The organism is Streptomyces sp. NPDC052064 (assembly GCF_055585925.1).
This window is the reverse complement of record NZ_JBVJJE010000001.1, coordinates 160,978-185,326: the sequence shown is the minus strand read 5'-3', so window position 1 is coordinate 185,326 and position 24,349 is coordinate 160,978. Positions and strand designations below refer to the sequence as shown.

At 71.2% G+C, this 24,349-nt stretch carries 23 protein-coding genes; 10 read left to right on the top strand and 13 right to left on the bottom strand.

Features of this window, described 5'->3' with window-relative positions; all coding sequences use genetic code 11:
• Nucleotides 1–72: 72 nt before the first annotated feature.
• The 3 genes from ACZ6TU_RS00885 to ACZ6TU_RS00875 all read left to right on the top strand — a co-directional run bounded on the left by ACZ6TU_RS00885 (nt 73) and on the right by ACZ6TU_RS00875 (nt 3,460).
• On the top strand, nt 73–1,920 hold the full coding sequence (locus ACZ6TU_RS00885) for a S1C family serine protease (protein WP_467678821.1): 1,848 nt from the start codon (nt 73–75) through the stop codon (nt 1,918–1,920).
• A gap of 194 nt (nt 1,921–2,114) precedes the next feature.
• Entirely contained in the window at nt 2,115–2,555 is a 441-nt protein-coding gene (locus ACZ6TU_RS00880) for a sec-independent translocase (RefSeq protein ID WP_467678823.1), read from the top strand.
• A gap of 233 nt (nt 2,556–2,788) precedes the next feature.
• A complete protein-coding gene (locus ACZ6TU_RS00875) occupies nt 2,789–3,460 on the top strand; it encodes a hypothetical protein (RefSeq protein WP_467678825.1) in 672 nt (223 codons plus the stop codon).
• Nucleotides 3,461–3,597: 137 nt separating this feature from the next.
• Here ACZ6TU_RS00875 and ACZ6TU_RS00870 read toward each other — a convergent pair whose 3' ends face one another.
• The 3 genes from ACZ6TU_RS00870 to ACZ6TU_RS00860 are packed head-to-tail and all read right to left on the bottom strand — an operon-like array spanning nt 3,598 to nt 6,649.
• Nucleotides 3,598–4,731 carry an Mrp/NBP35 family ATP-binding protein gene (locus ACZ6TU_RS00870; RefSeq protein ID WP_467678826.1) on the bottom strand — a complete coding sequence of 378 codons (1,134 nt, stop codon included), beginning with the start codon at nt 4,729–4,731 and terminating at the stop codon, nt 3,598–3,600.
• 42 nt (nt 4,732–4,773) lie between these two features.
• Entirely contained in the window at nt 4,774–5,373 is a 600-nt protein-coding gene (locus ACZ6TU_RS00865) for a DUF1003 domain-containing protein (RefSeq protein ID WP_467678828.1), read from the bottom strand.
• Nucleotides 5,363–6,649 carry a magnesium transporter MgtE N-terminal domain-containing protein gene (locus ACZ6TU_RS00860; RefSeq protein ID WP_467678829.1) on the bottom strand — a complete coding sequence of 429 codons (1,287 nt, stop codon included), beginning with the start codon at nt 6,647–6,649 and terminating at the stop codon, nt 5,363–5,365. Before ACZ6TU_RS00860 ends, ACZ6TU_RS00865 begins: the two co-directional genes overlap by 11 nt.
• Before the next feature lie 213 nt (nt 6,650–6,862).
• On the opposite strand from ACZ6TU_RS00860, the gene ACZ6TU_RS00855 reads away from it, so the two are divergent.
• A complete protein-coding gene (locus ACZ6TU_RS00855) occupies nt 6,863–7,618 on the top strand; it encodes a hypothetical protein (RefSeq protein ID WP_467678830.1) in 756 nt (251 codons plus the stop codon).
• A gap of 4 nt (nt 7,619–7,622) precedes the next feature.
• Here the strand turns inward: ACZ6TU_RS00855 and ACZ6TU_RS00850 are convergent, their stop codons facing one another.
• Together ACZ6TU_RS00850 and ACZ6TU_RS00845 are read right to left on the bottom strand one after the other, a co-directional pair.
• On the bottom strand, nt 7,623–8,135 hold the full coding sequence (locus tag ACZ6TU_RS00850) for a hypothetical protein (RefSeq protein ID WP_467678831.1): 513 nt from the start codon (nt 8,133–8,135) through the stop codon (nt 7,623–7,625).
• Nucleotides 8,136–8,158: 23 nt separating this feature from the next.
• The gene (locus tag ACZ6TU_RS00845; protein ID WP_467678833.1) at nt 8,159–9,274 is read right to left on the bottom strand and encodes a magnesium and cobalt transport protein CorA; all 1,116 of its coding nucleotides are present in this window, start codon (nt 9,272–9,274) and stop codon (nt 8,159–8,161) included.
• Between the two features lie 459 nt (nt 9,275–9,733).
• Between ACZ6TU_RS00845 and ACZ6TU_RS00840 the strand changes: the two genes are divergently transcribed.
• The gene (locus tag ACZ6TU_RS00840) at nt 9,734–10,318 is read left to right on the top strand and encodes a suppressor of fused domain protein (protein WP_467678834.1); all 585 of its coding nucleotides are present in this window, start codon (nt 9,734–9,736) and stop codon (nt 10,316–10,318) included.
• Nucleotides 10,319–10,348: 30 nt separating this feature from the next.
• Here ACZ6TU_RS00840 and ACZ6TU_RS00835 read toward each other — a convergent pair whose 3' ends face one another.
• Nucleotides 10,349–11,572, bottom strand: coding sequence for an MFS transporter (locus ACZ6TU_RS00835; RefSeq protein WP_467678835.1), 1,224 nt, complete (start codon nt 11,570–11,572; stop codon nt 10,349–10,351).
• A 158-nt stretch (nt 11,573–11,730) separates the two neighbouring features.
• On the opposite strand from ACZ6TU_RS00835, the gene ACZ6TU_RS00830 reads away from it, so the two are divergent.
• The 3 genes from ACZ6TU_RS00830 to ACZ6TU_RS00820 all read left to right on the top strand — a co-directional run bounded on the left by ACZ6TU_RS00830 (nt 11,731) and on the right by ACZ6TU_RS00820 (nt 14,098).
• Nucleotides 11,731–12,372, top strand: a complete 642-nt coding sequence (locus ACZ6TU_RS00830; RefSeq protein ID WP_467678837.1) for a DUF6758 family protein — start codon at nt 11,731–11,733, stop codon at nt 12,370–12,372.
• Nucleotides 12,373–12,494: 122 nt separating this feature from the next.
• On the top strand, nt 12,495–13,352 hold the full coding sequence (locus ACZ6TU_RS00825) for a PHP domain-containing protein (protein WP_467678838.1): 858 nt from the start codon (nt 12,495–12,497) through the stop codon (nt 13,350–13,352).
• 140 nt (nt 13,353–13,492) lie between these two features.
• A complete protein-coding gene (locus ACZ6TU_RS00820; protein ID WP_354741149.1) occupies nt 13,493–14,098 on the top strand; it encodes a MarC family protein in 606 nt (201 codons plus the stop codon).
• 12 nt (nt 14,099–14,110) lie between these two features.
• On the opposite strand, the gene ACZ6TU_RS00815 is transcribed toward ACZ6TU_RS00820, so the two are convergent.
• Both ACZ6TU_RS00815 and ACZ6TU_RS00810 read right to left on the bottom strand, forming a co-directional pair.
• Nucleotides 14,111–16,201 carry a trypsin-like serine peptidase gene (locus ACZ6TU_RS00815; RefSeq protein WP_467678840.1) on the bottom strand — a complete coding sequence of 697 codons (2,091 nt, stop codon included), beginning with the start codon at nt 16,199–16,201 and terminating at the stop codon, nt 14,111–14,113.
• A gap of 135 nt (nt 16,202–16,336) precedes the next feature.
• Nucleotides 16,337–16,513, bottom strand: a complete 177-nt coding sequence (locus tag ACZ6TU_RS00810; RefSeq protein WP_167337993.1) for a hypothetical protein — start codon at nt 16,511–16,513, stop codon at nt 16,337–16,339.
• Nucleotides 16,514–16,717: 204 nt separating this feature from the next.
• Here ACZ6TU_RS00810 and ACZ6TU_RS00805 point away from each other — a divergent pair, with 204 nt between their 5' ends.
• Nucleotides 16,718–17,611 carry an NYN domain-containing protein gene (locus ACZ6TU_RS00805; protein ID WP_467678841.1) on the top strand — a complete coding sequence of 298 codons (894 nt, stop codon included), beginning with the start codon at nt 16,718–16,720 and terminating at the stop codon, nt 17,609–17,611.
• Here ACZ6TU_RS00805 and ACZ6TU_RS00800 read toward each other — a convergent pair.
• Both ACZ6TU_RS00800 and ACZ6TU_RS00795 read right to left on the bottom strand, forming a co-directional pair.
• Nucleotides 17,608–18,480, bottom strand: a complete 873-nt coding sequence (locus ACZ6TU_RS00800) for an alpha/beta fold hydrolase (protein WP_467678842.1) — start codon at nt 18,478–18,480, stop codon at nt 17,608–17,610. The genes ACZ6TU_RS00805 and ACZ6TU_RS00800 overlap by 4 nt on opposite strands.
• A gap of 122 nt (nt 18,481–18,602) precedes the next feature.
• On the bottom strand, nt 18,603–21,353 hold the full coding sequence (locus tag ACZ6TU_RS00795; RefSeq protein WP_469546545.1) for a DEAD/DEAH box helicase: 2,751 nt from the start codon (nt 21,351–21,353) through the stop codon (nt 18,603–18,605).
• A gap of 479 nt (nt 21,354–21,832) precedes the next feature.
• Between ACZ6TU_RS00795 and ACZ6TU_RS00790 the strand changes: the two genes are divergently transcribed.
• Complete coding sequence (locus tag ACZ6TU_RS00790; RefSeq protein ID WP_467678844.1) at nt 21,833–22,588, top strand: ferritin-like fold-containing protein; 756 nt, start codon at nt 21,833–21,835, stop codon at nt 22,586–22,588.
• Nucleotides 22,589–22,709: 121 nt separating this feature from the next.
• Here the strand turns inward: ACZ6TU_RS00790 and ACZ6TU_RS00785 are convergent, their stop codons facing one another.
• The 3 genes from ACZ6TU_RS00785 to ACZ6TU_RS00775 all read right to left on the bottom strand — a co-directional run bounded on the left by ACZ6TU_RS00785 (nt 22,710) and on the right by ACZ6TU_RS00775 (nt 24,194).
• Nucleotides 22,710–22,979: a hypothetical protein gene (locus tag ACZ6TU_RS00785; RefSeq protein ID WP_467678845.1), complete on the bottom strand. Its 270-nt coding sequence runs from the start codon at nt 22,977–22,979 to the stop codon at nt 22,710–22,712.
• A 204-nt stretch (nt 22,980–23,183) separates the two neighbouring features.
• On the bottom strand, nt 23,184–23,411 hold the full coding sequence (locus ACZ6TU_RS00780) for a DUF3107 domain-containing protein (RefSeq protein ID WP_010047710.1): 228 nt from the start codon (nt 23,409–23,411) through the stop codon (nt 23,184–23,186).
• A 135-nt stretch (nt 23,412–23,546) separates the two neighbouring features.
• Nucleotides 23,547–24,194 (bottom strand): TetR/AcrR family transcriptional regulator, encoded by a 648-nt coding sequence (locus ACZ6TU_RS00775; RefSeq protein WP_020269805.1) that lies wholly within the window; start codon nt 24,192–24,194, stop codon nt 23,547–23,549.
• Between the last annotated feature and the right edge of the window lie 155 nt (nt 24,195–24,349).

The following is a 24,349-nucleotide window of genomic DNA, read 5'->3' as shown; positions in this document are numbered from 1 at the left end:
GGCGTGGCCGTGGCGCCGATTCGACGAACTGCGGCTACCGCCGTCGAGCCGTGCCGCGGCTGTGGGGAGAGCATGAACGAGGGGAAGCCCGCGAAGGCCAAGTGGTGGAGCCGTCCTCGGCCGCAGAGCCTTTCGGGGGAGCCGGAGAGCACGGGGCCGGCTCGGGGGGACTCGGCCGACACCGGCGGCGACTTCGAGCTGGCGCGGCCCGTTGCGCGGGCGGACGAGGACGGTGGCGACTACGAGTTGAGGCGCCCCGATCCGGTACCGGCCGACGGCGAGCCCGCTGGGGCGCCTGCTGGGCGTGCCGAGGACGGTGTGTCCGCCACGTCCGCCGTGCCGGCCCAGGGAGGACCTGCCGGGAGCGCTGTGGAGGCCGGGAACTCCACCGCCGCCGTGCTGCCGGTCGCCGGCGCCCCCAAGCCCCTGCACGATCCCGACCCGTACAGCACGCCGCCCTATGGTGAACCCGGCCCCTGGGCGCCCGCCCCGCCGGTGCAGCATCCGGCGGCGACACCGGCACACGGCGTGACGACGGTGGACCGGTCGGCCATGCCCGGCACGCCCGTGCCGCCGCCGCAGGGGACACCGGCGGCGCCTCCCGGCATCCCCGCGCCCGCCGCGCCCCTGCCGCCCTCCACCGCCCCCACGCCGGTACCCGCTGCGGCTGTCTACGCCGACGCCCGGCCCTCGACCCAGGCCTCCGGCCCCTGGCAGCGCTACGACCCCTGGGCGGCCCCCGTGGCCCCCGGCGGCCACGGCCCCCTCCAGCAGAACGGGGCCGGAGTACTCAGCCCGGAGCAGCGGCGCCGACGGGGCAGGAAGGCGCTGCTCGCCGGTGCCGTGCTGCTCGCGCTCGTGTCCGGAGGCGTCGGCGGCGGCATAGGGACGTATCTGGAGCGCAACGGCGGCATCGGGACCGTCGAACTGCCGCAGGCCGGGAAGGAGCCCGCCGGACGGGACGCGGACAGTGTGGCCGGGATCGCCGGGCGCGCCCTGCCCAGCGTGGTCACGCTGCATGTGAGCGGCTCCGGAGAACAGGGCACGGGCACCGGCTTCGTGCTCGACAACCGGGGGCACATCCTCACCAACAACCACGTCGTGCGGGCCGCCGGATCCGTCGGCGAGATCACGGTGACCTTCAACGGCGGGGAGACCGCCGAGGCCGAGCTCGTCGGCCGGGACAGCGGCTACGACCTCGCCGTAGTGAAGGTGAAGGGCGTGCGGGGACTCACCCCGCTGCCCCTCGGCAACTCGGACAACGTGCAGGTCGGCGACCCGGTCGTGGCCATCGGCGCACCCTTCGACCTGGCCGGCACCGTCACCTCCGGCATCATCAGCGCCAAGCAGCGGCCCATCACGGCGGGCGGCGAGAAGGGCGACGGCAGCGACATGTCGTACGTCGACGCGCTTCAGACCGACGCGCCCATCAACCCGGGCAACTCCGGCGGTCCCCTGCTCGACGCCAAGGCCCGGGTCATCGGCATCAACTCGGCCATCCGGTCGGCGGACAGCGGCTCCGAGCCTGACAGCGGCCAGTCCGGCTCGGTAGGCCTCGGCTTCGCCATACCCATCAACCAGGGCAAGCGCGTCGCCGAGGAACTGATCAACACCGGCAAGGCGACCCACCCGGTGATCGGCATCACTCTCGACATGGACTACACGGGCGACGGCGCCCGGGTCGCCGCCGAGGGCAGCGAGGGCGGACCGCCGGTGACCGTGGGCGGTCCGGGCGCCAAGGCCGGGATCCAGGCGGGCGACGTCATCACGGAGGTCGACGGGCAGCGCGTCCACTCCGGCGAGGAACTGATCGTCAAGACCCGTGCCCACCGCCCCGGCGACCGGCTGGAGCTGACCGTGGAGCGCGCCGGCAAGGAGCGGACGGTGTCGCTCGTCCTCGGGTCCTCCGGAGGCAGCTGAGTCGTGATGTCCGGGACTTACAGGGACGAAGAAGGCAAACATTCGGGAAAGCGCTCCCACTCCCCGCACTCGGAGGTCTCGGGACGGTACCGGTCGGACAGGATCGCCGGGTACCGTGGATCCGGCCCGGACCACGGCAAGACCCGCATCGACCATCGAGGGCCGAGGACCGAGGACATCGCAAGGAGCTTCAGGTGTTCAATGACATAGGACCACTCGAGCTGGTGACGCTCATCGTCCTTGCCGTGCTCGTCTTCGGTCCGGACAAGCTCCCCAAGGTCATCCAGGACGTGACGCGGACGATCCGGAAGATCCGTGAGTTCTCGGAGAGCGCCAAGCACGACATCCGTGAGGAACTCGGCCCGGAGTTCAAGGACTTCGAGTTCGAGGACCTCAACCCCAAGACGTTCATCCGCAAGCAGCTGGACAACGAGGACCTGGGGCTCAAGGAGATCCGCAACGGCTTCGACCTGAAGAAGGAGATGGCCGAGGTCACCGACGCCGTCCACAGCCGTGACTCCGACACGTCCGCCTCGTCGTCCTCCGGCTCCTCCGGTGGCCGTATCGACATGACGAAGAAGCCCGAGATCCCTGACCGGGACGACCGGCCGCCCTTCGACGCGGACGCCACCTGAGCGATACACCGGGGCGTATGCCCCGGCGCGCGTGACGCGTTTCATACTCCGGTCGGGCTGTGTACGGCCTGAAGCAGGCCCACGCGCGGCCCATGCGCCGGGCGGTTTCCCTGCTGCTCGCAGCGGTGTGGCTATGCTGCCGAGTTGATGGGCGGGCCGTACTGGACCAGCAACGCCGCCCGAAGGGGGGCGGGCCGTTCCGGCCCGACGAGAGCGAGGAGGCGTCCGGGCACATGGAGACGACGAGTCGGGCAGTCGCACAGGCGTCGGCCGCGGAGGGCGGACAACAGGCCCCCTCCGCCCGGCGCACGGTCGACGGCTACCTGCGCGCGCCCTTCCCGTGGTACGGCCTCGACGAGGCGTTCACGGGACCGCGCTGGCTGATGCAGGTCGGTACGACGGCCGACGGAGCCGTGGAACACGGGTCGATCGGGCACGGTGACGAGCCCACGGTGCGCAACGAGCATGCCGCCGGGGGTGATCAGGAGGCCAAGGAGAAGTTCGCGGTCGTGGTGACCGTGGCGGCGAGTCCCTCACGGCGCAGTGCGGACGGTACGGGGTTGCTGGAGGCGACGTCGGTGTCCTCGGCGGCGTGGCTCGCGGGCGTGGGGCTGCTGTCCTTCACGTGGCCCGGGCAGATGGACCACTCCCTGCGGGACGACTGGCTGGAGCAGCAGACGGAGACGGCGTGGGTGCTGGCGGATGACCTGGACGGGTCCCACTGGTCGACGTTGTCGCTGCCGGTGGATGGGGTGCCGACGGCCTTCCACTACCGGGAGTCCGAATTCGGGTGGGTGCTGGCCGGGTCGACTTCCGCGGGTGTCCATGTGGGCGCGTACGGGCGTGGCATGAGTGCGTACGGGCTTGGCTTCGCCGTGGTGAAGGACATCGCCGCTTACGCGTGAGTGTGGGGCGCCGTGTGTTTTCGGCGCCCCTTCGCCGTAGGGGTACGGCACTTCGGGGCGGCTGCGGCTGCGGGTCCGAGGTGGTCGGTCGCGCAGTTCCCCGCGCCCTTAGGGCGCTGCCCCCTGGCTCGTCTCGATCAGAACTTGTTCCTCGGAGTGATCCCCAGGGACAGGCCCGACAAGCCCCGCTGCCGTCCCCCCAGCTTTCCGGCGATCGCGCGCAGGGCCGAGCCCGCCGGCGAGTCCGGGTCCGTCAGGACCACCGGCCTGCCGTCGTCGCCGCCCTCGCGGAGGCGGACGTCGATGGGGATGCTGCCGAGGACCGGGACGTTCGTGCCGGTCGTGCGGGTCAGGCCGTCGGCGACCACCTGGCCGCCGCCCGTGCCGAAGACGTCGACCATCTCGTCGCAGTGCGGGCAGGGCAGGCCGGACATGTTCTCGACGACGCCGACGATCTTCTGGTGGGTCTGGACGGCGATGGACCCGGCGCGCTCGGCGACCTCGGCAGCGGCCTGCTGCGGGGTCGTGACGACCAGGATCTCGGCGTTCGGGACCAGCTGGGCGACGGAGATCGCGATGTCGCCGGTGCCGGGCGGCAGGTCCAGCAGGAGGACGTCCAGGTCGCCCCAGTACACGTCCGCCAGGAACTGCTGGAGGGCGCGGTGGAGCATCGGGCCGCGCCAGACGACCGGGGTGTTGCCCGGCGTGAACATGCCGATGGAGATGACCTTCACGCCGTTCGCGGACGGCGGCATGATCATGTTCTCGACCTGGGTGGGAAGGCCGTCGGCGCCCAGCATGCGCGGCACGGAGTGGCCGTAGATGTCGGCGTCCACGACACCGACCTTGAGGCCGTCGGCCGCCATCGCCGCCGCCAGGTTGACCGTCACCGAGGACTTGCCGACGCCGCCCTTGCCGGAGGCGACCGCGTAGACCCGGGTGAGGCTGCCCGGCTTGGCGAAGGGCACCTCGCGCTCGGTCTGGCCGCCGCGCAGGGCGGTCGCCAGCTCGCGGCGCTGCTCGTCGCTCATCACGTCGAGCGTGACGTCGACGCGGGTGACGCCCTCCACGCGGGAGACCGCCTCGGTCACGCGCTGCGTGATCGTGTCCCGCATCGGGCAGCCCGAGACCGTCAGGTACACGGTGACCGCGACCGCCCCGTCCGCGCCGATCTCCACGGATTTGACCATCCCGAGTTCGGTGATGGGCTTGTGGATCTCGGGGTCGTTCACCGTCGCCAGTGCCTCGCGCACCGCGTCTTCCGTAGCCATAGGACGATGGTACGGCGCCGTACCGTGGGGTAGGAAAGGCTGTCAGCGGTCGTCTGCGTCACGTCCCGGTGACCGTTCCGCCGGGAATACGACCGAGCCGTGACGGTGCCCGTCGTACCGTTCCTCCAGTTCCTTGACCGTGTCCTGGAGTTCCGAGCGGATCCAGTCGCGGGTGGCGACCTCGCCGAGGCCGATGCGCAGGGCGGCGATCTCGCGGGTCAGGTACTCGGTGTCCGCGATCGACCGCTCGTTCTGCTTGCGGTCCTGCTCCAGATTGACCCGGTCGCGGTCGTCCTGCCGGTTCTGCGCGAGCAGGATCAGAGGGGCGGCGTAGGAGGCCTGGAGCGACAGCATCAGGGTCAGGAAGATGAACGGGTACTCGTCGAAGCGCAGGTCGCGCGGGGCGAGGCTGTTCCAGGCCACCCACAGGATGATGACGGCCGTCATCCAGACCAGGAACCGTCCGGTGCCGAGGAAGCGCGCGATGCGTTCCGAGAACCGTCCGAAGGCCTCCGGGTCGTACTCGGGCAGGATCCGGCGCCTGGGCACGCCCGGCTGGTCGAGGCGGGTGGTGCGCGGCCGGCCCGCGGCCGTGGAGCCGGACGGCGTGCGCTCGCGCAGGGTCTCGCGCTCAGGAACCATCGGTCGCCACCTCCTCCTCGTCCAGGTGGAACTCCGTCTCCCGCCAGTCCTCCGGGAGCATGTGGTCGAGTACGTCGTCCACGGTCACCGCGCCCAGCAGCGACCCGGCCTCGTCGACCACGGGCGCCGCGACCATGTCGTACGTGGCGAAGAACCCGGCGATGGCGGGCAGGTCCGCGTCGGGGTCGAGCGGTTGCAGGTCGCTGTCCAGGATCGAGCTGACCAGGGAGGGCGGTGGCTCGCGCAGCAGGCGCTGGAAGTGGACCGTGCCGAGGTACTTGCCGGTCGGCGTCTCGTCCGGTGGCCGGCAGACGTAGACCTGCGCGGCCAGGGCGGGGGAGAGGTCGGGGTTGCGGACGCGGGCGAGGGCGTCGGCGACGGTGGCGTCCGGGCGCAGCACGATCGGCTCGGTGGTCATCAGACCGCCTGCCGTGCGGTCCTCGTACGACATCAGGCGCCGCATGTCGGCCGCGTCCCCGGGCTGCATCAGGCTGAGCAGCCGCTCCTGATCGTCCGTCGGCAGCTCGCCCAGCAGGTCGGCCGCGTCGTCCGGGTCCATGGCCTCAAGGACGTCGGCGGCGCGCTCCTCCTTGAGCTTGCCGAGGATCTCGATCTGGTCGTCCTCCGGGAGCTCCTCCAGCACGTCGGCCAGCCGGTCGTCGTCGAGGGCGGCGGCGACCTCGGCGCGGCGCTTGGGGGAGAGGTGGTGCAGGACGTTGGCCAGGTCGGCGGGGCGCAACTGCTCGAACGTGGCGAGCAGGCTCTCGGCGCCCTGTCCCTGCTCCTCCAGGGAGAAGCCGGTGACGGCGGTCCACTCGACGGTCAGCGCCTCGCCCTTGGCGCGCCGGAAGGCACTTCCCTTCCTGCCCTTGCGGACGAAGACCCGGTCGATCTCCCACTCCCGGCGGGCCGGCAGCTGATGCACCGACAGGTCGAGGACGTTGACCTCCTCGCCGGTCTCGGTGAGCGTGACGCGCCGGTCCAGCAGCTCCCCGAAGACCAGCCGCTCGGTGGGCCGCTGCTCGAAGCGCCGGACGTTGAGCACGCCGGTGGTGATGACCTGCCCGGACTGGATGGCGGTGACCCGGGTCATCGGCAGGAAGATGCGGCGGCGGGTGGCGAGTTCGACGACGAGGCCGAGCAACCTCGGCGGTCGCTGCGCCATCCGGAGCATGACGACCAGATCGCGGACACGCCCCACCTGGTCACCGGCGGGGTCGAAGACGGCGACACCGGAGAGGTGCGATACGAAGATCCGGGGGGCGCCCGCTGCCATGGCCGCGGCTCCTTTTCGTGCGGGGTGTTCCGTGGGTCCTGTCTGCGTGCCTGTCTTTTCCGAATTGCCCGCTCGGGTGGGCTTCAGGCTAGCCCGTCCCGATCGGGGGCGCGTCGGCGGGCGGTCCGGACGGACTGGCTCCGACCTGCCCGCACGTGCCCGGTACCCTGCGGTACGCCGTTCAGGTCTCCCCTCAGAGAGGCAGCCCCACCTGTGACTCCGATGCGCCAGGGCCGCAACCACAGTGCCGCACTCGCGAGCGCGATGTGCGCACTGGCCGTGACCGGAACGGTGCTCACGGGCTGCGCGGAGGATCCGAACGAGGGCACCAACGGGGTCGGCAGACTGCCCGTCGAGAAGATCCAGGCCAAGACCCGTACGGCCGCCGAGTCCGCCGGGGCGGTCCGGGTGCACGGAAACGTCGTCAGCGGCGGGCGCACGTACGCGCTCGACATGCGGCTGAAGGACGACGGCGGCGAGGGATCGGTCACCACCGAGGGGGCGACCTTCCGGCTGCTGCGCGTCGGCGAGCACCTCTTCCTCAAGGCCGACGCCGAGTTCTGGAGTCACGGCGCGGGCCAGGGCGGGGGCGGCGAGGCGGACGCTGCCGCGGCGTCCAAGCTCGGCGGCAAGTTCGTGAAGGTGCCGCAGGGCGACCCTTCGTACAAGAAGTTCAGCGGTTTCACGGACAAGGGTGTCCTCCTCGACGGTCTGCTGACCCTGCACGGCAAGCTCGCGACGGACGGCCACGACGAGCAGGCGGGCATCCGCACCATCCGCATCTCGGGCGAAAAGGGCTCCGGCGGCACCCTGGAGGTGTCCCTGGAGGGCAAGCCGTATCCGCTGCGCCTGGAGCGGGCCGGTGGGGCGGGTACCCTCACGTTCTCCGCATGGGGGCAGGACTTCTCCCTCAAGGAGCCGGAGAAGAACGAGACGGTGGACTACGGCAGGCAGCTCCCGACGTCGTAGGCCGTCACGGGCGTTTGCGCTTCTTCAGCAGCAGGCGGGGCAGACCCGCCGGAATCGGCCGGCGGGTGATCGCCGGGGTCGGCAGCGGTGGCTCGGACAGGGAGTCGTCGGGCAGCGGCGCCGTCCTCCCGGTCGGCTCCAGGCGCAGCACCCGGCACTCGCGGGCCCAGCGGCCGGTCATGGCCTCGCCGTCGGGCGCGTTCAGCCGTTTGCCCTTGAGCTCGGCGACGGCCGCGTCCCACGCCTCGGAGCCCGGTGCGAGCTGGGTGACCCGGGCCGTCCAGGAGACCATCCGGCCCCCCTTGTCCTTGCTGCGGACCGTCACCTGGGCCTCGGTCCCGTCGGCCAGGCCCGGCAGCGGCTGCTCGCCTGGCCCGTCGCCGACCAGGCACGCGGCACCCTCGTGCCACACGTGCCACAGGGCACGCGCCGGGCCGTCGGGCCCCTGGACCCAGACGAGGCCGGACTTCTTCGTGGCCTCCTCGACGAGGGCCTGGCCGAGCAGCTCGCTTGTCATGGCCCCCAGCCTATCCACGCTGTTCACAGCCAGCCGTTCCGCTTCAGTGTGCGGTGGATGCCCAGGCAGATGACCACCGTGATGCCCATGATCACCGGGTAGCCGTACCGCCAGTGCAGCTCCGGCATGTGGTCGAAGTTCATGCCGTACACCCCGCACACCATCGTCGGCACGGCGATGATCGCGGCCCACGAGGTGATCTTCCGCATGTCCTCGTTCTGCGCCACGGACGCCTGCGCGAGGTTGGCCTGGAGGATGGAGTTGAGCAGCTCGTCGAAGCCGAGGACCTGCTCCTGGACCCGGGCCAGGTGGTCGGCGACGTCCCGGAAGTACTTCTGGATGTCCGGGTCGATCAGCCGCATCGGCCGCTCGCTCAGCAGCTGCATGGGCCGCAGCAGCGGCGACACGGCCCGCTTGAACTCCAGCACCTCGCGCTTGAGTTGGTAGATCCGGCCGGCGTCCGAGCCGCGCGGCGAGCCCTTGCGCCCCGGGGAGAACACCTCGGTCTCGACCTCGTCGATGTCGTCCTGCACGGCGTCGGCGACCGCGATGTAGCCGTCGACGACATGGTCGGCGATGGCGTGCAGCACGGCCGAGGGGCCTTTGGCCAGCAGCTCGGGGTCGTCCTGGAGCCGGTGCCTGAGGGCCCGCAGGGAGCCCTGACCGCCGTGCCGGACGGTGATGAAGAAGTCCCGTCCGGTGAAGCACATGACCTCGCCGGTCTCGACGACCTCGCTGTTGGCGTCGAGCTGGTCGTGCTCCACGTAGTGGATGGTCTTGAAGACCGTGAAGAGGGAGTCGTCGTAGCGCTCCAGCTTGGGCCGCTGGTGGGCCTGGACGGCGTCCTCCACGGCCAGCGGGTGCAGTCCGAACTCACTGGCGATGCCGGAGAATTCGGCCTCGGTCGGCTCGTGCAGGCCGATCCACACGAAGCCGCCGTCGCGGCGCGCCAGGCGCACCGCCTCGTGCGGGGTCAGCGGGGTCTCGGTCTCGATGCGGTGGCCGTCCCGGTAGACGGCGCAGTCGACGACGGCGGAGGACGTCGCGGGGCTGCGGGTGGCGTCGTACGTCCCGCCCTCCTTGCGCAGCGACACGCGGGACGGACGGACGACGGCGCGCAGGTCGCGGATCATCGACATGGCGGGCTCCTTCGCGACAGGCAACGAAAGGCGCCGGACCCGACAGGTGGAACTGCCCGGAATGAGGACGTTGGGACCGATGATGTTTGGCACGTCCACAAAGCGGGGAGCACCGCACCGTCGCGGTGGCGAGTCTCGTTACTGATTCAGCTACTGAGGCAGATCAGGCAAAGCGAAACGAAGCGCTCTTCCGCGTGAAGCGAGTGCGAGAGGTGGCGACCAGCCAGAGCCAGAACAGCTACGTCAGCGGCGGGAAGAGCGTGGTGCTACTGCACGGTCGACTTCGGTCCATTGCAGTCCCACCTCCTCCGGCCGGTCCCTCGTAAGGGAGTTCCTTCGGCGTCGGGGCTTGATCGCGACGCTTCTGCGTGCTGCCCCGAACCACCGGGCAAGAGTATCAGCCGCCCGACGTGTCAAGGCCCTTGTTTGCCCGCTACTGACGAGTTCTATGCTCGCCGCATGGCAAATGTTCTTCCTCTGGTCGAAGCCCGGTTGCGCAGCGCGCTAGGCGAACCGGACGGGCGCGCGGCGGTCACCTTCCTGGGCACGGACCGCGTCGAGGTGCTCCGCTTCCAGGAGGGAGAGATCGTCCGCTACGCCACGCTCGGCATGTCCGCGCACCCCATGACGGACCCCACGGCGGTGGTCGCCGACCCCGTCAAGGGTCCGCGCGCCGAGCTGGTCCTCTCGGTGCGCGCCGGGCTGGCCGACACCGACAAGGTGCTCCGCCCGCTCGCCGTACTCGCCGCGTCTCCGCAGGTGGAAGGCCTGGTCGTGGCCCCCGGAGCCTCGCTCGACGTCGGTGAACCGCTGTGGCCCGGCGCCCCCTTCACCTCGGTCCTGGTCGCCGAGCCGGGCGGCCTGGTCGAGGACCTGGAGCTCGACGAGCCCCTCGACCCCGTGCGGTTCCTGCCGTTGCTGCCGATGACCCCGAACGAGGCCGCCTGGAAGCGCGTGCACGGCGCCCAGGCGCTCCAGGAGAGGTGGCTGAACCAGGGGACGGACCTCCGGGATCCGTCCCGGAAGTCCGTCCCGCTGGAGTGAGGAAGCTCACCAAACCCTGGCCGGGGAGCGTCAGTTGGCGAAGACAGCGACACCGTCCTCGGTGGCGTGCTTCGGCTCCGGTTCCTCGACTTCGTGCGTGAGTGCCTTGCGCCGTACGGCGACCACGAGCGCGCCGACGACCGCGGTGACCGCCGCCACGACGAACGGGATGTGCAGGTCGGTCCACTCCTCGATCTTCGGCGCGAAGTAGGGGGCGGCCGCCGCCGCGAACCAGCGCACGAAGTTGTAGCCCGCGCTCGCCACCGGCCGGGGCGCGTCCGAGACGCCGAGGGCCAGCTCGGTGTAGACGGTGTTGTTCACGCCGATGAAGGCGCCGGACAGGATCGTGCAGACCACGGCGGTCGTGTGGTCGCCGTAGCCGAGCACGAGCACGTCGGCCGCGAGCAGCACCAGTGAACCGCCGAGCACCTTCAGCGAGCCGAACCGCTTCTGGAGCCGCGGTGCCACGATCACCGAGAAGACGGCGAGCAGCACACCCCAGGCGAAGAACACCGCCCCTGACCGGTACGGGCTCATGTTCAGCACGAACGGCGTGAAGGCCAGCACGGTGAAGAACGTGTAGTTGTAGAAGAACGCCGAGACCGCCGCCGAGGCGAGGCCGCCGTGGCCGAGGGCCTTGACCGGGTCCAGGAGCGAGGTCTTGCGGGCCGGCTTCGGCTGCTCCTTCAGGAGCACGGCGATGCACAGGAAGCCGACCGCCATCAGGAACGCCGTGCCGAAGAACGGGTAGCGCCAGCTGGCGTCCCCGAGCAGGGCGCCCAGCAGTGGACCGCACGCCATGCCGAGGCCGAGGGCCGACTCGTACAGCAGGATCGCCGCCGCGCTTCCGCCGGCCGCCGCGCCGACGATGACCGCGAGGGCCGTCGAGACGAACAGCGCGTTGCCGAGGCCCCAGCCGGCCCGGAACCCGACCAGTTCGCCGACGGATCCGGAGGTGCCCGCGAGCCCGGCGAACACCACGACGAACGCGAGGCCGACCAGCAGTGTCCTCCGGCCGCCGATCCGGCTGGAGACGAAGCCGGTCACCAGCATCGCGACGGCGGTGATGAGGAAGTACGAGGTGAAGAGCAGGGAGACCTGGCTCGCCGTGGCGTGCAGGCCCTGGGCGATGGACGGCAGGATCGGGTCGACGAGTCCGATGCCCATGAAGGCGACGACCGACGCCCCGGCGGTCGCCCACACGGACTTGGGCTGCTTCAGGAGGCCGCCCGCTCCGGCGTCGAAGGGGTCCATGGTTGCTCCCTTTCCCGGACGGAAGTAGTTGGTATATGCACATACTAAGTTAGCCAGACTAATTAATGCAAGGGGCATCTAATGTGGGGGTGAAGGGTTCCGTCCGGTTGGGTGATCGTCCTTGACGCGACGGGACGGGGGTAGGACCGTGGGGCCCTATGAGGGGCGAACCCAGTTGCCCGAAGTGCGGTGGCCGGGTCAGGGCTCCCGGCCTCTTCTCCGACTCGTGGCAGTGCGATGTGCACGGCACCGTCCATCCGGTGCAGCCCGTGATACCGCCCAGCGTCGACGCCCTCAACGTCGTGGTGCATCGCACCCGCGTGCCGGTGTGGATGCCCTGGCCGCTGCCGGTCGGCTGGCTGTTCACCGGTGTGGCGTGCGCGGGGGACGACCGCACGGGCGGGCGTGCCACGGCCGTGGCCTGCACGGGGCCCGGGCCGCTCGGCGGGATGGGCGAGCTGATCCTGGTGGCGGAGGAGCTCGGTGTCGGACTCGGTGCGCGGTACGCGGGGATGGAGGGTCCGGATCCGGGGCCGTACATGGATGTCGGGAAGCCGGCTCAGGCGAAGGTTCTCGCCGCCGGGCGTCCGACTCCGCTGTGGCATGTGTCCGGTGCCCCGGATGATCGTGCGGTTTTCGCCGGTGAGGCGCTCGGGATGTGGCTGTGGGCGGTCGTGTGGCCGGAGCAGTCGGGGTTGTTGATGTACGACGAGTTGGTGCTGGCGGATCTGCGGGATGCGGGCGCGGAGGTGGAGTTGGTGCCGTGCGGGGCTCTGTCGCCGCGGTTGCTTCAGCCGTAGCACCACAGGGCAGGGTGTTGGCTGTAGGGGGCGCTTCCGGGCTTCGGGTGTGACAGGGATGTTGAAAATCTGGTTATCCTTGAGCAGCCCTGCTCGTCCCGTCAGTGTCTGGAGTCCGCGTCGTGCGTGTCGATCTGCACACCCACTCCACCGCTTCCGACGGCACGGACGCTCCCGCCGAGCTGGTGCGGAAGGCCGCCGCGGCCGGGCTGGACGTCGTCGCGCTGACCGATCACGACACCACCCGTGGCCACGCCGAGGCGATCGCCGCGTTGCCCGAGGGGCTCACGCTGGTCACCGGAGCCGAACTCTCCTGCCGGCTCGACGGCATCAGCATGCACATGCTGGCGTACCTCTTCGACGCCGAGGAGCCGGCGCTGCTCGCCGAGCGCGAGCTGGTCCGGGACGACCGGGTGCCCCGGGCGCAGGGCATGATCGCCAAGCTTCAGGAGCTGGGTGTGCCCGTGACCTGGGAGCAGGTGGCGCGGATCGCCGGTGACGGCTCCGTCGGGCGTCCGCACGTGGCGACCGCGCTCGTCGAGCTGGGTGTGGTGCCGACCGTCGGCGACGCGTTCACCCAGGACTGGCTGGCCGACGGCGGCCGGGCCTTCGTGGAGAAGCACGAGACCGACCCCTTCGAGGCGATCCGGCTGATCAAGGGCGCGGGCGGAGTCGCGGTGTTCGCGCACCCCGGGGCGAGCAAGCGGGGGCGTACGGTGCCGGAGGCCGCCATCGCCGAGATGGCCGCGGCCGGGCTGGACGGCGTCGAGGTCGACCACATGGACCACGACGCGGACACGCGTGCGCGGCTGCGGGGGCTGGCGAAGGAGCTGGGGCTCCTCGTGACCGGGTCCAGTGACTATCACGGCAGTCGGAAGACGTGTGTACTCGGGGAGTACACGACGGATCCCGAGGTGTACGGGGAGATCACGCGGCGGGCCTTCGGGGCGTTTCCCGTGCCGGGGGCCGGCGGGGTCTGAGGTTCCTGTCCTGTAGGTCCGTTTCGAGGCACCCGGCGCTGTCGGCCGTGCCCACCTGTTCCGCGGTGCGGAACGCCTGCCCACAGCGGTCGCGGATGCCCGCTGCCCACCCTCGGTACCCCCGCAAGGCCACCACGCTCATGTTCGATCTCGCCGTTTTCGGCTCCCTGTTCCTGACCCTCTTCGTCATCATGGATCCCCCCGGGATCACCCCGATCTTCCTCGCGCTCACCGCCGGACGGCCCGGCAAGGTGCAGAAGCGGATGGCCTTCCAGGCTGTCTGTGTCGCCGGTGGTGTGATCACCGTGTTCGGGCTGCTCGGGCATCAGATCCTGAACTACCTGCATGTGTCCGTGCCCGCGCTGATGATCGCGGGTGGCTTGCTGCTTCTGCTGATCGCGCTCGATCTGCTGACCGGTAAGACGGACGAGCCGAAGCAGACCAAGGACGTCAACGTCGCTCTCGTGCCGCTGGGCATGCCCCTGCTGGCCGGACCAGGGGCGATCGTGTCGGTCATCCTCGCCGTGCAGAAGGCCCACAGTGTCGCCGCGCAGGTCTCCGTGTGGACGGCGATCCTCGCCATCCACGTCGTGCTGTGGCTGGTGATGCGCTACTCGCTGGTGATCATCCGGATCATCAAGGACGGAGGTGTGGTGCTGGTGACGCGGCTCGCGGGCATGATGCTGTCCGCGATCGCCGTGCAGCAGATCATCAACGGCGTCACGCAGGTGATCCAGGGCAGCTGAGGGGCCGCCGCGTCAGGCAGGCCGGGGGAGGACGGTGCCGATCTCCCTGGCCGATCCCGCGTGGGCGAGGTACTCCTCCATCTTGTGCGCGCGGTCCCGGCTGTTCTGGACGGCCAGCTGCGTGAGCTTGCCCCACCGCTCGTCCTCCAGGGGACAGCCGACGGCCACCGCGTCGGTGGGGCACCAGACGTTGACCCAGTCGCGCACCTTCGGCGGCCGGTGCGGGCCGCGGGCGAGGAGCCGCTCGTTGACGCCGTCCAGCCCGAGCGGGCTGCCCGCGGTGACCAGCAGTACGGGGTCGAGGCCGTCCGGGAGCCGGGTCAGCAGGTCCATTCCTACGACCGTGCCCAGGCTGTGCGTGACCAGCACCAGTTCGCCGGTGACGGGCATCGTCTCCAGGACGGTGTCCAGGACGGCCTGCCGCACGGAGCTGTCGCCGAGGTACAGGTCGACGTCCCGCAGGAACGTGGCGATGGTCCACTCGTCCAGGTCGGATCTGGCGGCGAGCCAGCCCAGCGGCCGTTGCAGTGCGCCGACCAGCCCCGTACCGAAGCCCTCCGTGGTCGCCGGCCCGTTCTGGGGCATGCCGGCCCGGGCGGCCGCCTCGTGGAGCAGTTGCTCGTAGGAGCCGGTGGGCGATTCGGCGGCGAAGACCTCGGCGGCAGCGGCGGCGCTCACCTCGTCGAGTCCGACGGCCTGGGCCGTGCCCGGCCGCCCGCTCACGAGGTCGGCCAGTCGCGTGCCGTAGAACGGGAACCACACGTCCTCCGGGGCGACCGTGGGCAGTGCCGCGAGCGTGAGTCCGCGGTTCAGGCCGGACGTCCATCTCCGGCGGAGGTCGTCGGGCTCCTTGCTCTGCTGGTCCCTGCCGTGCAGGAAGACCAGGTGCTGACGGCCGCCGAAGGCGGTGCCACGGGCTGGGCGTCCCTTCTTGGGGCTCTGCGTGCGGGTCTCGCTCCCGGCCATGCTCACCGTCACCGGGACGGCGGGGACTGACGGAGTCGTGATGCCGGGTACGGCCGGTGTGGTGCTCTCCGGCTGACGTGCGGGGGCGGCCGTGCTCCGGTCCAGGCCGGAGTCCGGGCCCATCTCGGCCAGCAGCGTACGGCGCCCGGGGTCGAGGTCCAGCTGGGCCAGATGCTTCAGGATCGAGCTGATGCGGACGCCCTCGTTGGCGACCCAGTCGATCGCGTCGTCGCCGTCTCCCGGGCCCCAGGGCCGGCCGTCCTTCCGCAGGACGCGGCCCTGGCCGTCCTTCTTCGGTACGCCGCTGTGGTGCAGGGCCACGACCTCCCACTGGTCGTTGAAGACGGGGGAGCCCGAGTTTCCGGGGCGCGTGTCGGTCCGGTAGTGGACGAAGTCGTCGAGCCGAACCAGCACGGCGTTGTCGCGCAGAACGATCTCCTTGAGGCGCCCGTCCGGGTGACCGATGATGTTCACCTTCTCGCCGAGTACCAGCTTGCCGAGCTGCACGCTGAGCCGGTTCCAGCCGAAGATCTCGCCCGGCTGACGGCCGTCCAGGGCGGGTGTGACCGCCACGAGGGCGAAGTCCAGCCGCCTGTCCGCGGTGAAGAAGGTCCCCGGGCCGAGTTCCATGCGGACGGCGGTGTCGGGGACGTTGTCGACCGTGACCTGGGCGTTGAACTCCGCGAAGCACTGGCGGGCGAAGCTCTCGTCGGGCAGCACGTGGTGGTTGGTCATCATCAGCCGCGGCGAGACCAGGAAGCCGGTGCCGTGCGGAAGCTCACGACCGTCGCGGCGCAGGGTGATCCGGGCGACCGTGGCTCCGGCCCTGACCCCGCGCGGCAGGAAGCTCCACGCCTGGAGCTCGTTCGACAGGTCGATGATGCGCTCGTTGGTGTGGGGCAGGTCCATGGCCTCGCCGTGGATGTCCGCCACCACCGCCGAGGGCGACAGACCGCCCCGGTCGAGGATCCGGTCGGCGCGCACGGCGAGCGCGTCCGGGTTGTCCGGGAACCGCACACCGGCCGCCATCCGGCCCTCGACCCGCTCACGCTCCGTGGTGGAGTCCGCGTATCGCTGCGCGGCCTCGTCTTCGGCCTGCTTGTGCAGTTCCTCGTTCGACCGGCCCGTCACGGACATGCGGTCCACCGTCCTGTTCTCGCTCCCGCCGTCCCTCTCAGCCAGTACGCCCCCGACCACGGAGGACCGCAACAGCGGAGCCCCCGCACGGCCGATGCCGGGCGGGGGCTCCGAAGTGTGGGAGAGCAGCGCGCGTTATGAGGCCGTGGTCCCGGCCGGGCGGATCCAGAGGCGCTGCCCTGTGGCGGCGGCCTGCTGAACGATGCGGTTGACGGAGGCGGCGTCCACGACGGTCGTGTCCACGGGCGTGCCGTCGACGTCGTCGAGGTGCATGATTTCGAAGCGCAAGGGCTTCTCCCTTCGTCTGGTCATCCTCCTGAGGAGAACTACTTGGTGGTAGGCCCACGAGGCAGCGGTGCCCGGTGTTCCATATGGGTCAACAGGACTGCACCGTTGAAACATTCCCTACGCTAAGGAAATTTTTCGAACTGCTAATTACCGAGCCGTAAGACTGTGGTTACGGGACCGACCGGGACCAGTTGTGTTCGCAGTGTGACCGCCGGGACAATGGAGGCAATGAACGACGACCTCGCGGCCCTGAGCGCCCGCATCGACCGCACCAACGAGCTGCTTCAGCGCATGCTCGCCGAGGTGGCGAAGACGCCCTCGACCCATGCGATCTTCGTCGATGCCGGGTACCTGTACGCGGCCGCGGGACGGCTCGTCGCCGGCACGGAGGACCGCCGGGCCTACGACCTGGACGCCGAGGGTCTGATCGACGCGCTCATCGACACGGCCCGCACGATCTTCGCGGACAGCAGGCTGCTGCGGGTCTACTGGTACGACGGCGCCCGCCGCCGCATCCACACGGCGGAGCAGCAGAGCATCGCGGAACTGCCGGACGTGAAGGTGCGGCTGGGCAACCTGAACTCCAACAACCAGCAGAAGGGCGTCGACTCGCTCATCCGCACCGACCTGGAGTCCCTCGCCCGGCACCGCGCCATCAGCGACGCGGCCCTGCTGGGCGGCGACGAGGACCTGGTGTCGGCGGTGGAGGCGGCCCAGGGGTACGGCGCCCGCGTCCACCTCTGGGGCATCGAGGCACCAGAAGGCCGCAACCAGGCGGAGCCCCTCCTGTGGGAGGTCGACAGCCAGCGCACCTTCGACCTCGACTTCTTCAAGCCCTACGTCTCCCGCCGCGCGGCCCCCGCCTACGAGGCGACCACGGGCCGGCCCACCCGTGAGGACGTGCGGTTCGTGGGCGCGCAGATCGCGGCGAAGTGGCTGGCGGCCCGCGGCCGGGACACGCTGGTCGAGCTGCTGCCCGGCCACCCCTACCTGCCCGGCTCGGTGGACCAGGACCTGCTCGTGGAGGCGGAGGGCCTGTTGCAGTACTCGCTGCGCGGACAGGCGGAGCTGCGGCGCGCACTGCGGGACGGCTTCTGGGAGCACCTCCGGACGCAGTACTAGGGCGTGTGGGATCCGTCCCAGAAGTCGGCGAGGGCGTGGGCGGTCGGCAGGGGCTGATCGGCGTTGGGGGAGTGCTCGGCTCCCGCGATGACCGTGCGGTGCGCGTTCAGCCGTACGGCCATGTCGTCGAGGATCGCCACCGGCCAGGTGTCGTCGTGCGCGCCCGACAGGACGTGGAACGGCAGCGGTACGGCTGCGAGTTCGGCGACGCGGTCCGGCTCGTTGCACAACTGGCGTCCGGTCGCGAGTAGTTGGGCGGGGCTGTGGCCCAGCCAGCGGCGGCGCAGCTGCTCCGGGTCACCGGGGCCGCGGGCGGGCCCGCCGACCTCCTCCGGCGGTCCCATGGCCTGGATGGCCTCCCACACCTCCTCCATCGACAGCACGGCGAGCGCGTCCCGCAGCAGCTTCACGCGCTGCTGCTGGGAGACGGAGATCTGCGCCGGGCCGGACGAGACCAGGGTGAGGGAGAGGAAGGGGGAGTGGTCGAGCAGCACGGCCGCACGGGCGATCTGTCCGCCGAGCGAGTGCCCGACGAGGTGCACGGGCACGCCGAGCGCCTCGGCCTGCGCGAGCACGTCCCGTGCCAGTTCCCGCTGGGCGTAGGCGGATTCGTCGTCCACGGGCCCGTCCGACTCGTGCTGCCCCCGCCCGTCCACGGCGACGAGCCGGTACCCACGCTCTGCGAGCGGCTCGTGGAGCAGCCTGAAGTCCTCCTTGCTCCCGGTGAATCCGGGCAGCATCAGGACGACTCCCTTGACCTCCGCCCCCGCCTTCGGCGACGAGTCGACGACGGCGAACTCACCGCGGGCTGTGCGCAGGAGGCAGGCGCGGGCGCCCGGGGGCGGGGTGAAGGTGGCTTGCCTGGTCACGAGGTGAGGGTAGCGGGTGGGGGTGGGGTGGCGGCCAGTGGAGATGCGGGGCGGGGCTGCGCTCGGGCGAATGCCGATGGCCCGGCCCCACACGCGGTGGGGCCGGGCCATCGGGGAGAGCGTCAGCCCTCCGTGGGCTCCGCGCCGGCCGTGGCCTTGCGGGTGCGGCGGGCCCTCGGCTTCGCCTCGGTCGCGTCGTCCGCGAGCTCGGCGGAGGCCGTGGCGGCCGCGGTCGACTTCCGCGTGCGACGCGGCTTGGCGGCCTCCGGCTCCTGCCCGGCCTGTGCCGGGATATCGGCGGGCTCGGTGACCTTGCGGGTGCGGCGGCGCGGCTTGGCTTCCGTGCCTCCGGCCGTGTCGGCGGCGGCTTCGGCTGCCGCGGTGGTCTTCCGCGTGCGCCGGGGCTTGGCCTCGGCGGTCTCGGCATCCGCAGCAGAGGCGGCCGTCTTCCGCGTGCGGCGCGGCTTCGCCTCGGTCGCCTCGGCCGTGTCGACGCTCGCCTCGGCCTTGGCCGTCGCCTTGCGGGTCCGCCGCGGCTTGGCCTCGGCGGCCTCCGGCTCCTGAGCCGTCTGGGCCGGGATCCCGGCGGCGACGGACTCGGCGGGATCGGCGGTTTCGACGGCCTTGCGGGTGCGGCGGCGCGGTTTGGCTTCCGTGCCTTCGGCCGTGTCGGCGGCGGCTTCGGCTGCCGCGGTGGTCTTCCGCGTGCGGCGGGGCTTGGGCTCGGCGGTCTCGGCCGTGTCGACGGCGTCCTCCGCTGCGGCGGTCGCCTTGCGCGTACGGCGCGGCTTGGTCTCCGTGCCTTCGGCCGTGTCGGCGGCGGTCTCGGCTGCCGCGGTGGTCTTCCGCGTGCGGCGGGGCTTGGGCTCGGTGGCCTGCGCCTCGCCGGCGGCGACCTCCGTCGCTGCCGTTGCCTTGCGGGTACGCCTGGGCTTCGCTTCGGCGGTCTCGGCCGTGTCGACGGCGTCCTCCGCCGTGGCGGTCGCCTTGCGCGTGCGGCGCGGCTTCGCCTCGGTCGCCTCGGTCGGGGTCTCGGACTTGGCAGCCGCCTTGCGGGTGCGCCGCGGCTTCGTCTCCGTCGGCTCCGGTGCGGACTCGGTGGTCCCCTCGGCCGTGTCGAGCGCCGACTCGGCCGCGGAGGCAGCCGTGGTCTTGCGGGTGCGGCGGCGCGGCTTGACGGGAGCCTCGGGCTGTTCGGTCACGGGTGCCGCCACGACCGACGCGACATCCGCCTCCGCCGGGGCCTCCACAGCGGCCGACGGCGTCACCGCGGCCTCGGCCTCCACCGCCGGCGTCTCCGACCTGCGCGTACGGCGCCGGCGCGGCTTCGCCGCCTCCGTGCTCGTGCCCTCCGCCGTCGCCACGGCGTTCTCCGCCGACTCGGACGCGGGGGACTCGACCGCCGTGACCGGCGCCGACTCGGTAGAGGCGCCACCGCGGGTGCGGCGACGGCGACGCGGGGTGCGAGGAGCCGTGACGGCCTCCGCCTCGGCGGAGCCGCCCGTGGCCGTGCTGTCCGGAGCGGCGGTGCCGGTGGCCTCCGGCGCCCCGTCCAGCGGCGTCCCGCCGCGCGTACGGCGGCGGCGTCGCGGCGTACGGGCGGAACGCTCGCGGTCGGCCGACGGGGATTCGTCCCGGCCACTACGGCCGCGGCCCCCGCGCCCGCGCGGCCCCCGGCCGCCCGTTTCGCCCAGGTCCTCCAGCTCCTCCGCGTCCAGCCCGGCGCGCTTGCGCTCCGAGCGCGGCAGGAGGCCCTTCGTGCCCTCGGGGATGCCGAGGTCGGCGTAGAGGTGCGGGGACGTGGAGTACGTCTCCGGCGGGTCGTTGAAGCCCAGGTCCAGCGCCTTGTTGATGAGCTGCCAGCGCGGGATGTCGTCCCAGTCGACGAGCGTGATCGCGATGCCCTTGGCGCCCGCGCGGCCCGTACGGCCGATGCGGTGCAGGTACGTCTTCTCGTCTTCCGGCGACTGGTAGTTGATGACGTGGGTCACGCCCTCGACGTCGATACCGCGGGCGGCGACGTCGGTGCAGACGAGGACGTCCACCTTGCCGTTACGGAAGGCCCGCAGGGCCTGCTCGCGGGCGCCCTGGCCGAGGTCGCCGTGGACCGCGCCGGACGCGAAGCCGCGCTGCTGGAGCTGGTCGGCGAGGTCCGCCGCGGTGCGCTTCGTACGGCAGAAGACCATGACCAGTCCCCGGCCGTCGGCCTGCAGTATGCGCGCGACCATCTCCGGCTTGTCCATGTTGTGCGCGCGGTAGATGTACTGCTTGGTGTTCGCGACCGTCTTGCCCGCGTCGTCCGGCGCCGTGGCGCTGATGTGCGTGGGCTGCGACATGTAGCGGCGGGCCAGTCCGATGACCGCGCCCGGCATGGTCGCCGAGAACAGCATGGTCTGGCGCCTGACCGGAAGCATGTTGATGATCTTCTCGACGTCGGGCAGGAAGCCCAGGTCGAGCATCTCGTCGGCCTCGTCGAGGACCAGGCACCTGACGTGCTTCAGGTTCAGCTTCTTCTGCCCGGCGAGGTCGAGCAGCCGGCCCGGGGTGCCGACGACCACGTCGACGCCCTTCTTGAGGGCGTCGACCTGGGGCTCGTAGGCCCGGCCGCCGTAGATCGCGAGGACGCGCACGTTGCGCGCCTTGCCCGCGGTCAGCAGGTCGTTGGTGACCTGCGTGCACAGCTCGCGCGTGGGGACGACGACGAGCGCCTGCGGGGCGTCGGTGAGGTCCTCGGGCTTGGCGCGTCCGGCCTCGACGTCGGCGGGGACGGTGACGCGCTCGAGGAGCGGGAGGCCGAAGCCCAGCGTCTTGCCGGTGCCGGTCTTGGCCTGGCCGATGACGTCCGCGCCCGAAAGGGCCACGGGGAGCGTCATCTCCTGGATGGGGAAGGCGGTGGTGATGCCGACGGCCTCCAGGGCCTCGGCGGTCTCGGGGAGGATTCCGAGCTCTCGGAACGTCGTAGTCAGGGTGCTGCCTCTTCTGTGTGGGCGGCGCGAGGCGAGCGCGGGGGTCTTGTCGGACCGTGCCGGGGACGTCGGCTGCCTACGGGCGGGCCGTAGAGCACGGGACCGCGCCGACGCTCTAGCGCTCATGCCGCTGAGGGTGTCCCCCTCCGGGTCTCGTACGCACTCTGGCGGACGGCCGGGGAGGGCTGTCGGGTCGGAGCCGATCGGGCCACCGACCGGGCATCCTCATACGTGCGGCCTGTCGAGGTACGTCGACGTACCAGCAGGCGCATTACCACCATACCCCGGAATCCCGCACATGCGATGGCCGATTTGGTCACGTAGTCGTCGTCACACTGATTGACCAGGGCCTTACGCCTCCCGGCGGGCGGGTTATTGTGCGCTTCATGACGAGCTCTGACAAGCCTGAGAACGCCTCGGACGCCACCGCCACCCCGGCCGAACACACCGGAGTCGCCGCCCGGGACTGGGCGACGGCCTCCGCCGACCCGCAGTACCGCGCCGCGGTCGTGGACCTGCTCGGTGCGCTCGCGTACGGGGAGCTGGCGGCGTTCGAGCGGCTCGCTGAGGACGCCAAGCTGGCGCCGACGCTGGGGGACAAGGCGGAGCTGGCGAAGATGGCGTCGGCCGAGTTCCACCACTTCGAGAGGCTGCGCGACCGGCTCGCCGAGATCGGGGAGGAGCCGACGCGGGCGATGGAGCCGTTCGTCGCGGCGTACGACGGGTTCCACAAGCAGACGGCCCCCTCGGACTGGCTGGAGGGCCTCGTCAAGGCCTACGTCGGCGACTCCATCGCCAGCGACTTCTACCGGGAGGTCGCGGCCCGGCTGGACTCCGACTCCCGCAGTCTGGTGCTGGCCGTGCTCGACGACACCGGGCACGGCGGCTTCGCCGTGGAGAAGGTGCGTGCCGCCATCGACGCGGACCCGCGTGTGGGCGGGCGGCTCGCGCTGTGGGCGCGGCGGCTGATGGGCGAGGCCCTGTCGCAGTCCCAGCGGGTGGTCGCCGACCGGGACGCGCTGTCGACCATGCTGGTGGGCGGTGTCGCGGACGGCTTCGACCTGGCTGAGGTCGGCAAGATGTTCTCCCGGATCACAGAGGCCCACACCAAGCGGATGGCTGCGCTGGGCTTGGCCGCGTAGCGCCTCTGTGCCGAGTGGTTCCGGCCGCGTAGCGCTCCCCAGAAGGGGTTCCGGCTGTGTCGCGGCTGCGGGGCGTTGCCGGCGGGCGCGCAGGTCCCGCGTCCGCCCCGGTCAGCTCCGGCTACGCCGTCGCTGATCGTCGGCGCAGCCGCCCCGTGGGGCGCAGCAGCAGCGACAGCGAGGCCACCGAGACGATCACCGCGCCGAGCAGCACCAGCAGCAAGTGCCCGGTGTCGAGCGCGCTGTGCATGACGAACGCCCCGAAGAGGGCGCCGGCCACGCCGGTCGACAGCACCAGGGGACGGGCCGGGAGGCGATGTGCCAGGCGATGTGTGGCCGCCCATGCCAGAGCCAGGCCGAGGATCGCGGAGCTCAGCGCTTCCAGGAGCATGTCGGGGTCCCTCCCACATGGCCGGCTGCCCAAATCGGTCGTAGCCCGTCTTACCCCTGACCTGCGGAATCCAACCCACTTCTGTGGGCGATCCGTGCTCCATCCGTGGAGGAACCCGTGTGCCGCACGGGGGGCCGTGGGGAAGAGGGAACGCGAACGGGGCGGGTCGGCCGACAGCCGCCCCGCCCCGTTCCACACATGCGCCTACAGAGCGCCGAAGCCCACCTTGCGCGGGGCCGGCTCGCCGATCTCGATGTACGCGAGACGGTCGGCCGGGACCAGGACCTTGCGGCCGTGCTCGTCCACGAGGGTCAGCAGCGGCGACTTCCCGGCCAGCGCCTCGGACACCGCCCGCTCGACCTCCTCGGCACTCTGACCGCTCTCCAGAACGATCTCGCGGGGCGCGTGCTGCACGCCGATCTTGACCTCCACGGCTATGTCCCTCCGACGGTCAGTGATGTGCGCGACCTTCCGCGCCGTACGCAGCACACATTAGCCCGGTGAGGGGACCGGCATGCTCCGCCCGAGAACGCCACGAGCGAACAACGGGCGGGAACAAAGCGGCCGTCAGTGGTGCTGCTGGTCGGTTCCGTGCAGCGGGAAGCCCGCGATGCCGCGCCACGCCAGCGAGGCGAGGAGCTGTACGGCCTGGTCGCGCGGCACGCTACGGTCGCTGTGCAGCCAGGACCGGGCCACCACCTGGGCGAGGCCGCCCAGACCCGAGGCGAGCAGCATCGACTCCGCGCGCGACAGGCCCGTGTCCTCGGCGATGACGTCGCAGATCGCCTCCGCGCATTCGTTGGTGACCTTGTCGACGCGCTCACGCACGGCGGGCTCGTTCGTCAGGTCCGACTCGAAGACCAGGCGGAAGGCGCCGCCGTCGTCCTCGACGTACGCGAAGTAGGCGTCCATCGTCGCCCGGACGCGCTGCTTGTTGTCGGTCGTCGACGCCAGCGCGTTCCGCACGGCCTGGATGAGCGACTCGCAGTGCTGGTCCAGCAGCGCGAGGTACAGGTCGAGCTTGCCCGGGAAGTGCTGGTAGAGCACCGGCTTGCTGACGCCGGCACGCTCGGCGATGTCGTCCATCGCGGCCGCGTGGTAGCCCTGGGCCACGAAGACCTCCTGGGCGGCGCCCAGGAGCTGGTTCCGTCGGGCACGGCGCGGCAGGCGTGTGCCCCGCGGGCGAACCGCCTCTGTCTGCTCGATGGCTGTCACGCCGCCTCCCATGTTCGTCCATGTGCGGATCTGGCCGCGTCGCCATCGTACTTTTCGGTAACCGTGGTGTGCGCGGTGAGAACGCAGAATTTCACGGACCGGACGGTTACGAAAGCGGTTGAGAAGGTTTCAAACAGGGGCAGAGCGGGCAAAAT

Coding starts and splice junctions, on each gene's coding strand:
- ACZ6TU_RS00835 (WP_467678835.1), bottom strand. CDS start 11,572: ATGGACCCCTTCGACGCCGGAGCGGGCGGCCTCCTGAAGCAGCCCAAG.
- ACZ6TU_RS00885 (WP_467678821.1), top strand. CDS start 73: ATGAACGAGGGGAAGCCCGCGAAGGCCAAGTGGTGGAGCCGTCCTCGG.
- ACZ6TU_RS00820 (WP_354741149.1), top strand. CDS start 13,493: ATGTTCGATCTCGCCGTTTTCGGCTCCCTGTTCCTGACCCTCTTCGTC.
- ACZ6TU_RS00850 (WP_467678831.1), bottom strand. CDS start 8,135: ATGACAAGCGAGCTGCTCGGCCAGGCCCTCGTCGAGGAGGCCACGAAG.
- ACZ6TU_RS00830 (WP_467678837.1), top strand. CDS start 11,731: ATGAGGGGCGAACCCAGTTGCCCGAAGTGCGGTGGCCGGGTCAGGGCT.
- ACZ6TU_RS00840 (WP_467678834.1), top strand. CDS start 9,734: ATGGCAAATGTTCTTCCTCTGGTCGAAGCCCGGTTGCGCAGCGCGCTA.
- ACZ6TU_RS00815 (WP_467678840.1), bottom strand. CDS start 16,201: ATGTCCGTGACGGGCCGGTCGAACGAGGAACTGCACAAGCAGGCCGAA.
- ACZ6TU_RS00810 (WP_167337993.1), bottom strand. CDS start 16,513: ATGACCAGACGAAGGGAGAAGCCCTTGCGCTTCGAAATCATGCACCTC.
- ACZ6TU_RS00845 (WP_467678833.1), bottom strand. CDS start 9,274: ATGTCGATGATCCGCGACCTGCGCGCCGTCGTCCGTCCGTCCCGCGTG.
- ACZ6TU_RS00785 (WP_467678845.1), bottom strand. CDS start 22,979: ATGCTCCTGGAAGCGCTGAGCTCCGCGATCCTCGGCCTGGCTCTGGCA.
- ACZ6TU_RS00860 (WP_467678829.1), bottom strand. CDS start 6,649: ATGGCAGCGGGCGCCCCCCGGATCTTCGTATCGCACCTCTCCGGTGTC.
- ACZ6TU_RS00795 (WP_469546545.1), bottom strand. CDS start 21,353: ATGACGCTCCCCGTGGCCCTTTCGGGCGCGGACGTCATCGGCCAGGCC.
- ACZ6TU_RS00805 (WP_467678841.1), top strand. CDS start 16,718: ATGAACGACGACCTCGCGGCCCTGAGCGCCCGCATCGACCGCACCAAC.
- ACZ6TU_RS00875 (WP_467678825.1), top strand. CDS start 2,789: ATGGAGACGACGAGTCGGGCAGTCGCACAGGCGTCGGCCGCGGAGGGC.
- ACZ6TU_RS00865 (WP_467678828.1), bottom strand. CDS start 5,373: ATGGTTCCTGAGCGCGAGACCCTGCGCGAGCGCACGCCGTCCGGCTCC.
- ACZ6TU_RS00870 (WP_467678826.1), bottom strand. CDS start 4,731: ATGGCTACGGAAGACGCGGTGCGCGAGGCACTGGCGACGGTGAACGAC.
- ACZ6TU_RS00790 (WP_467678844.1), top strand. CDS start 21,833: ATGACGAGCTCTGACAAGCCTGAGAACGCCTCGGACGCCACCGCCACC.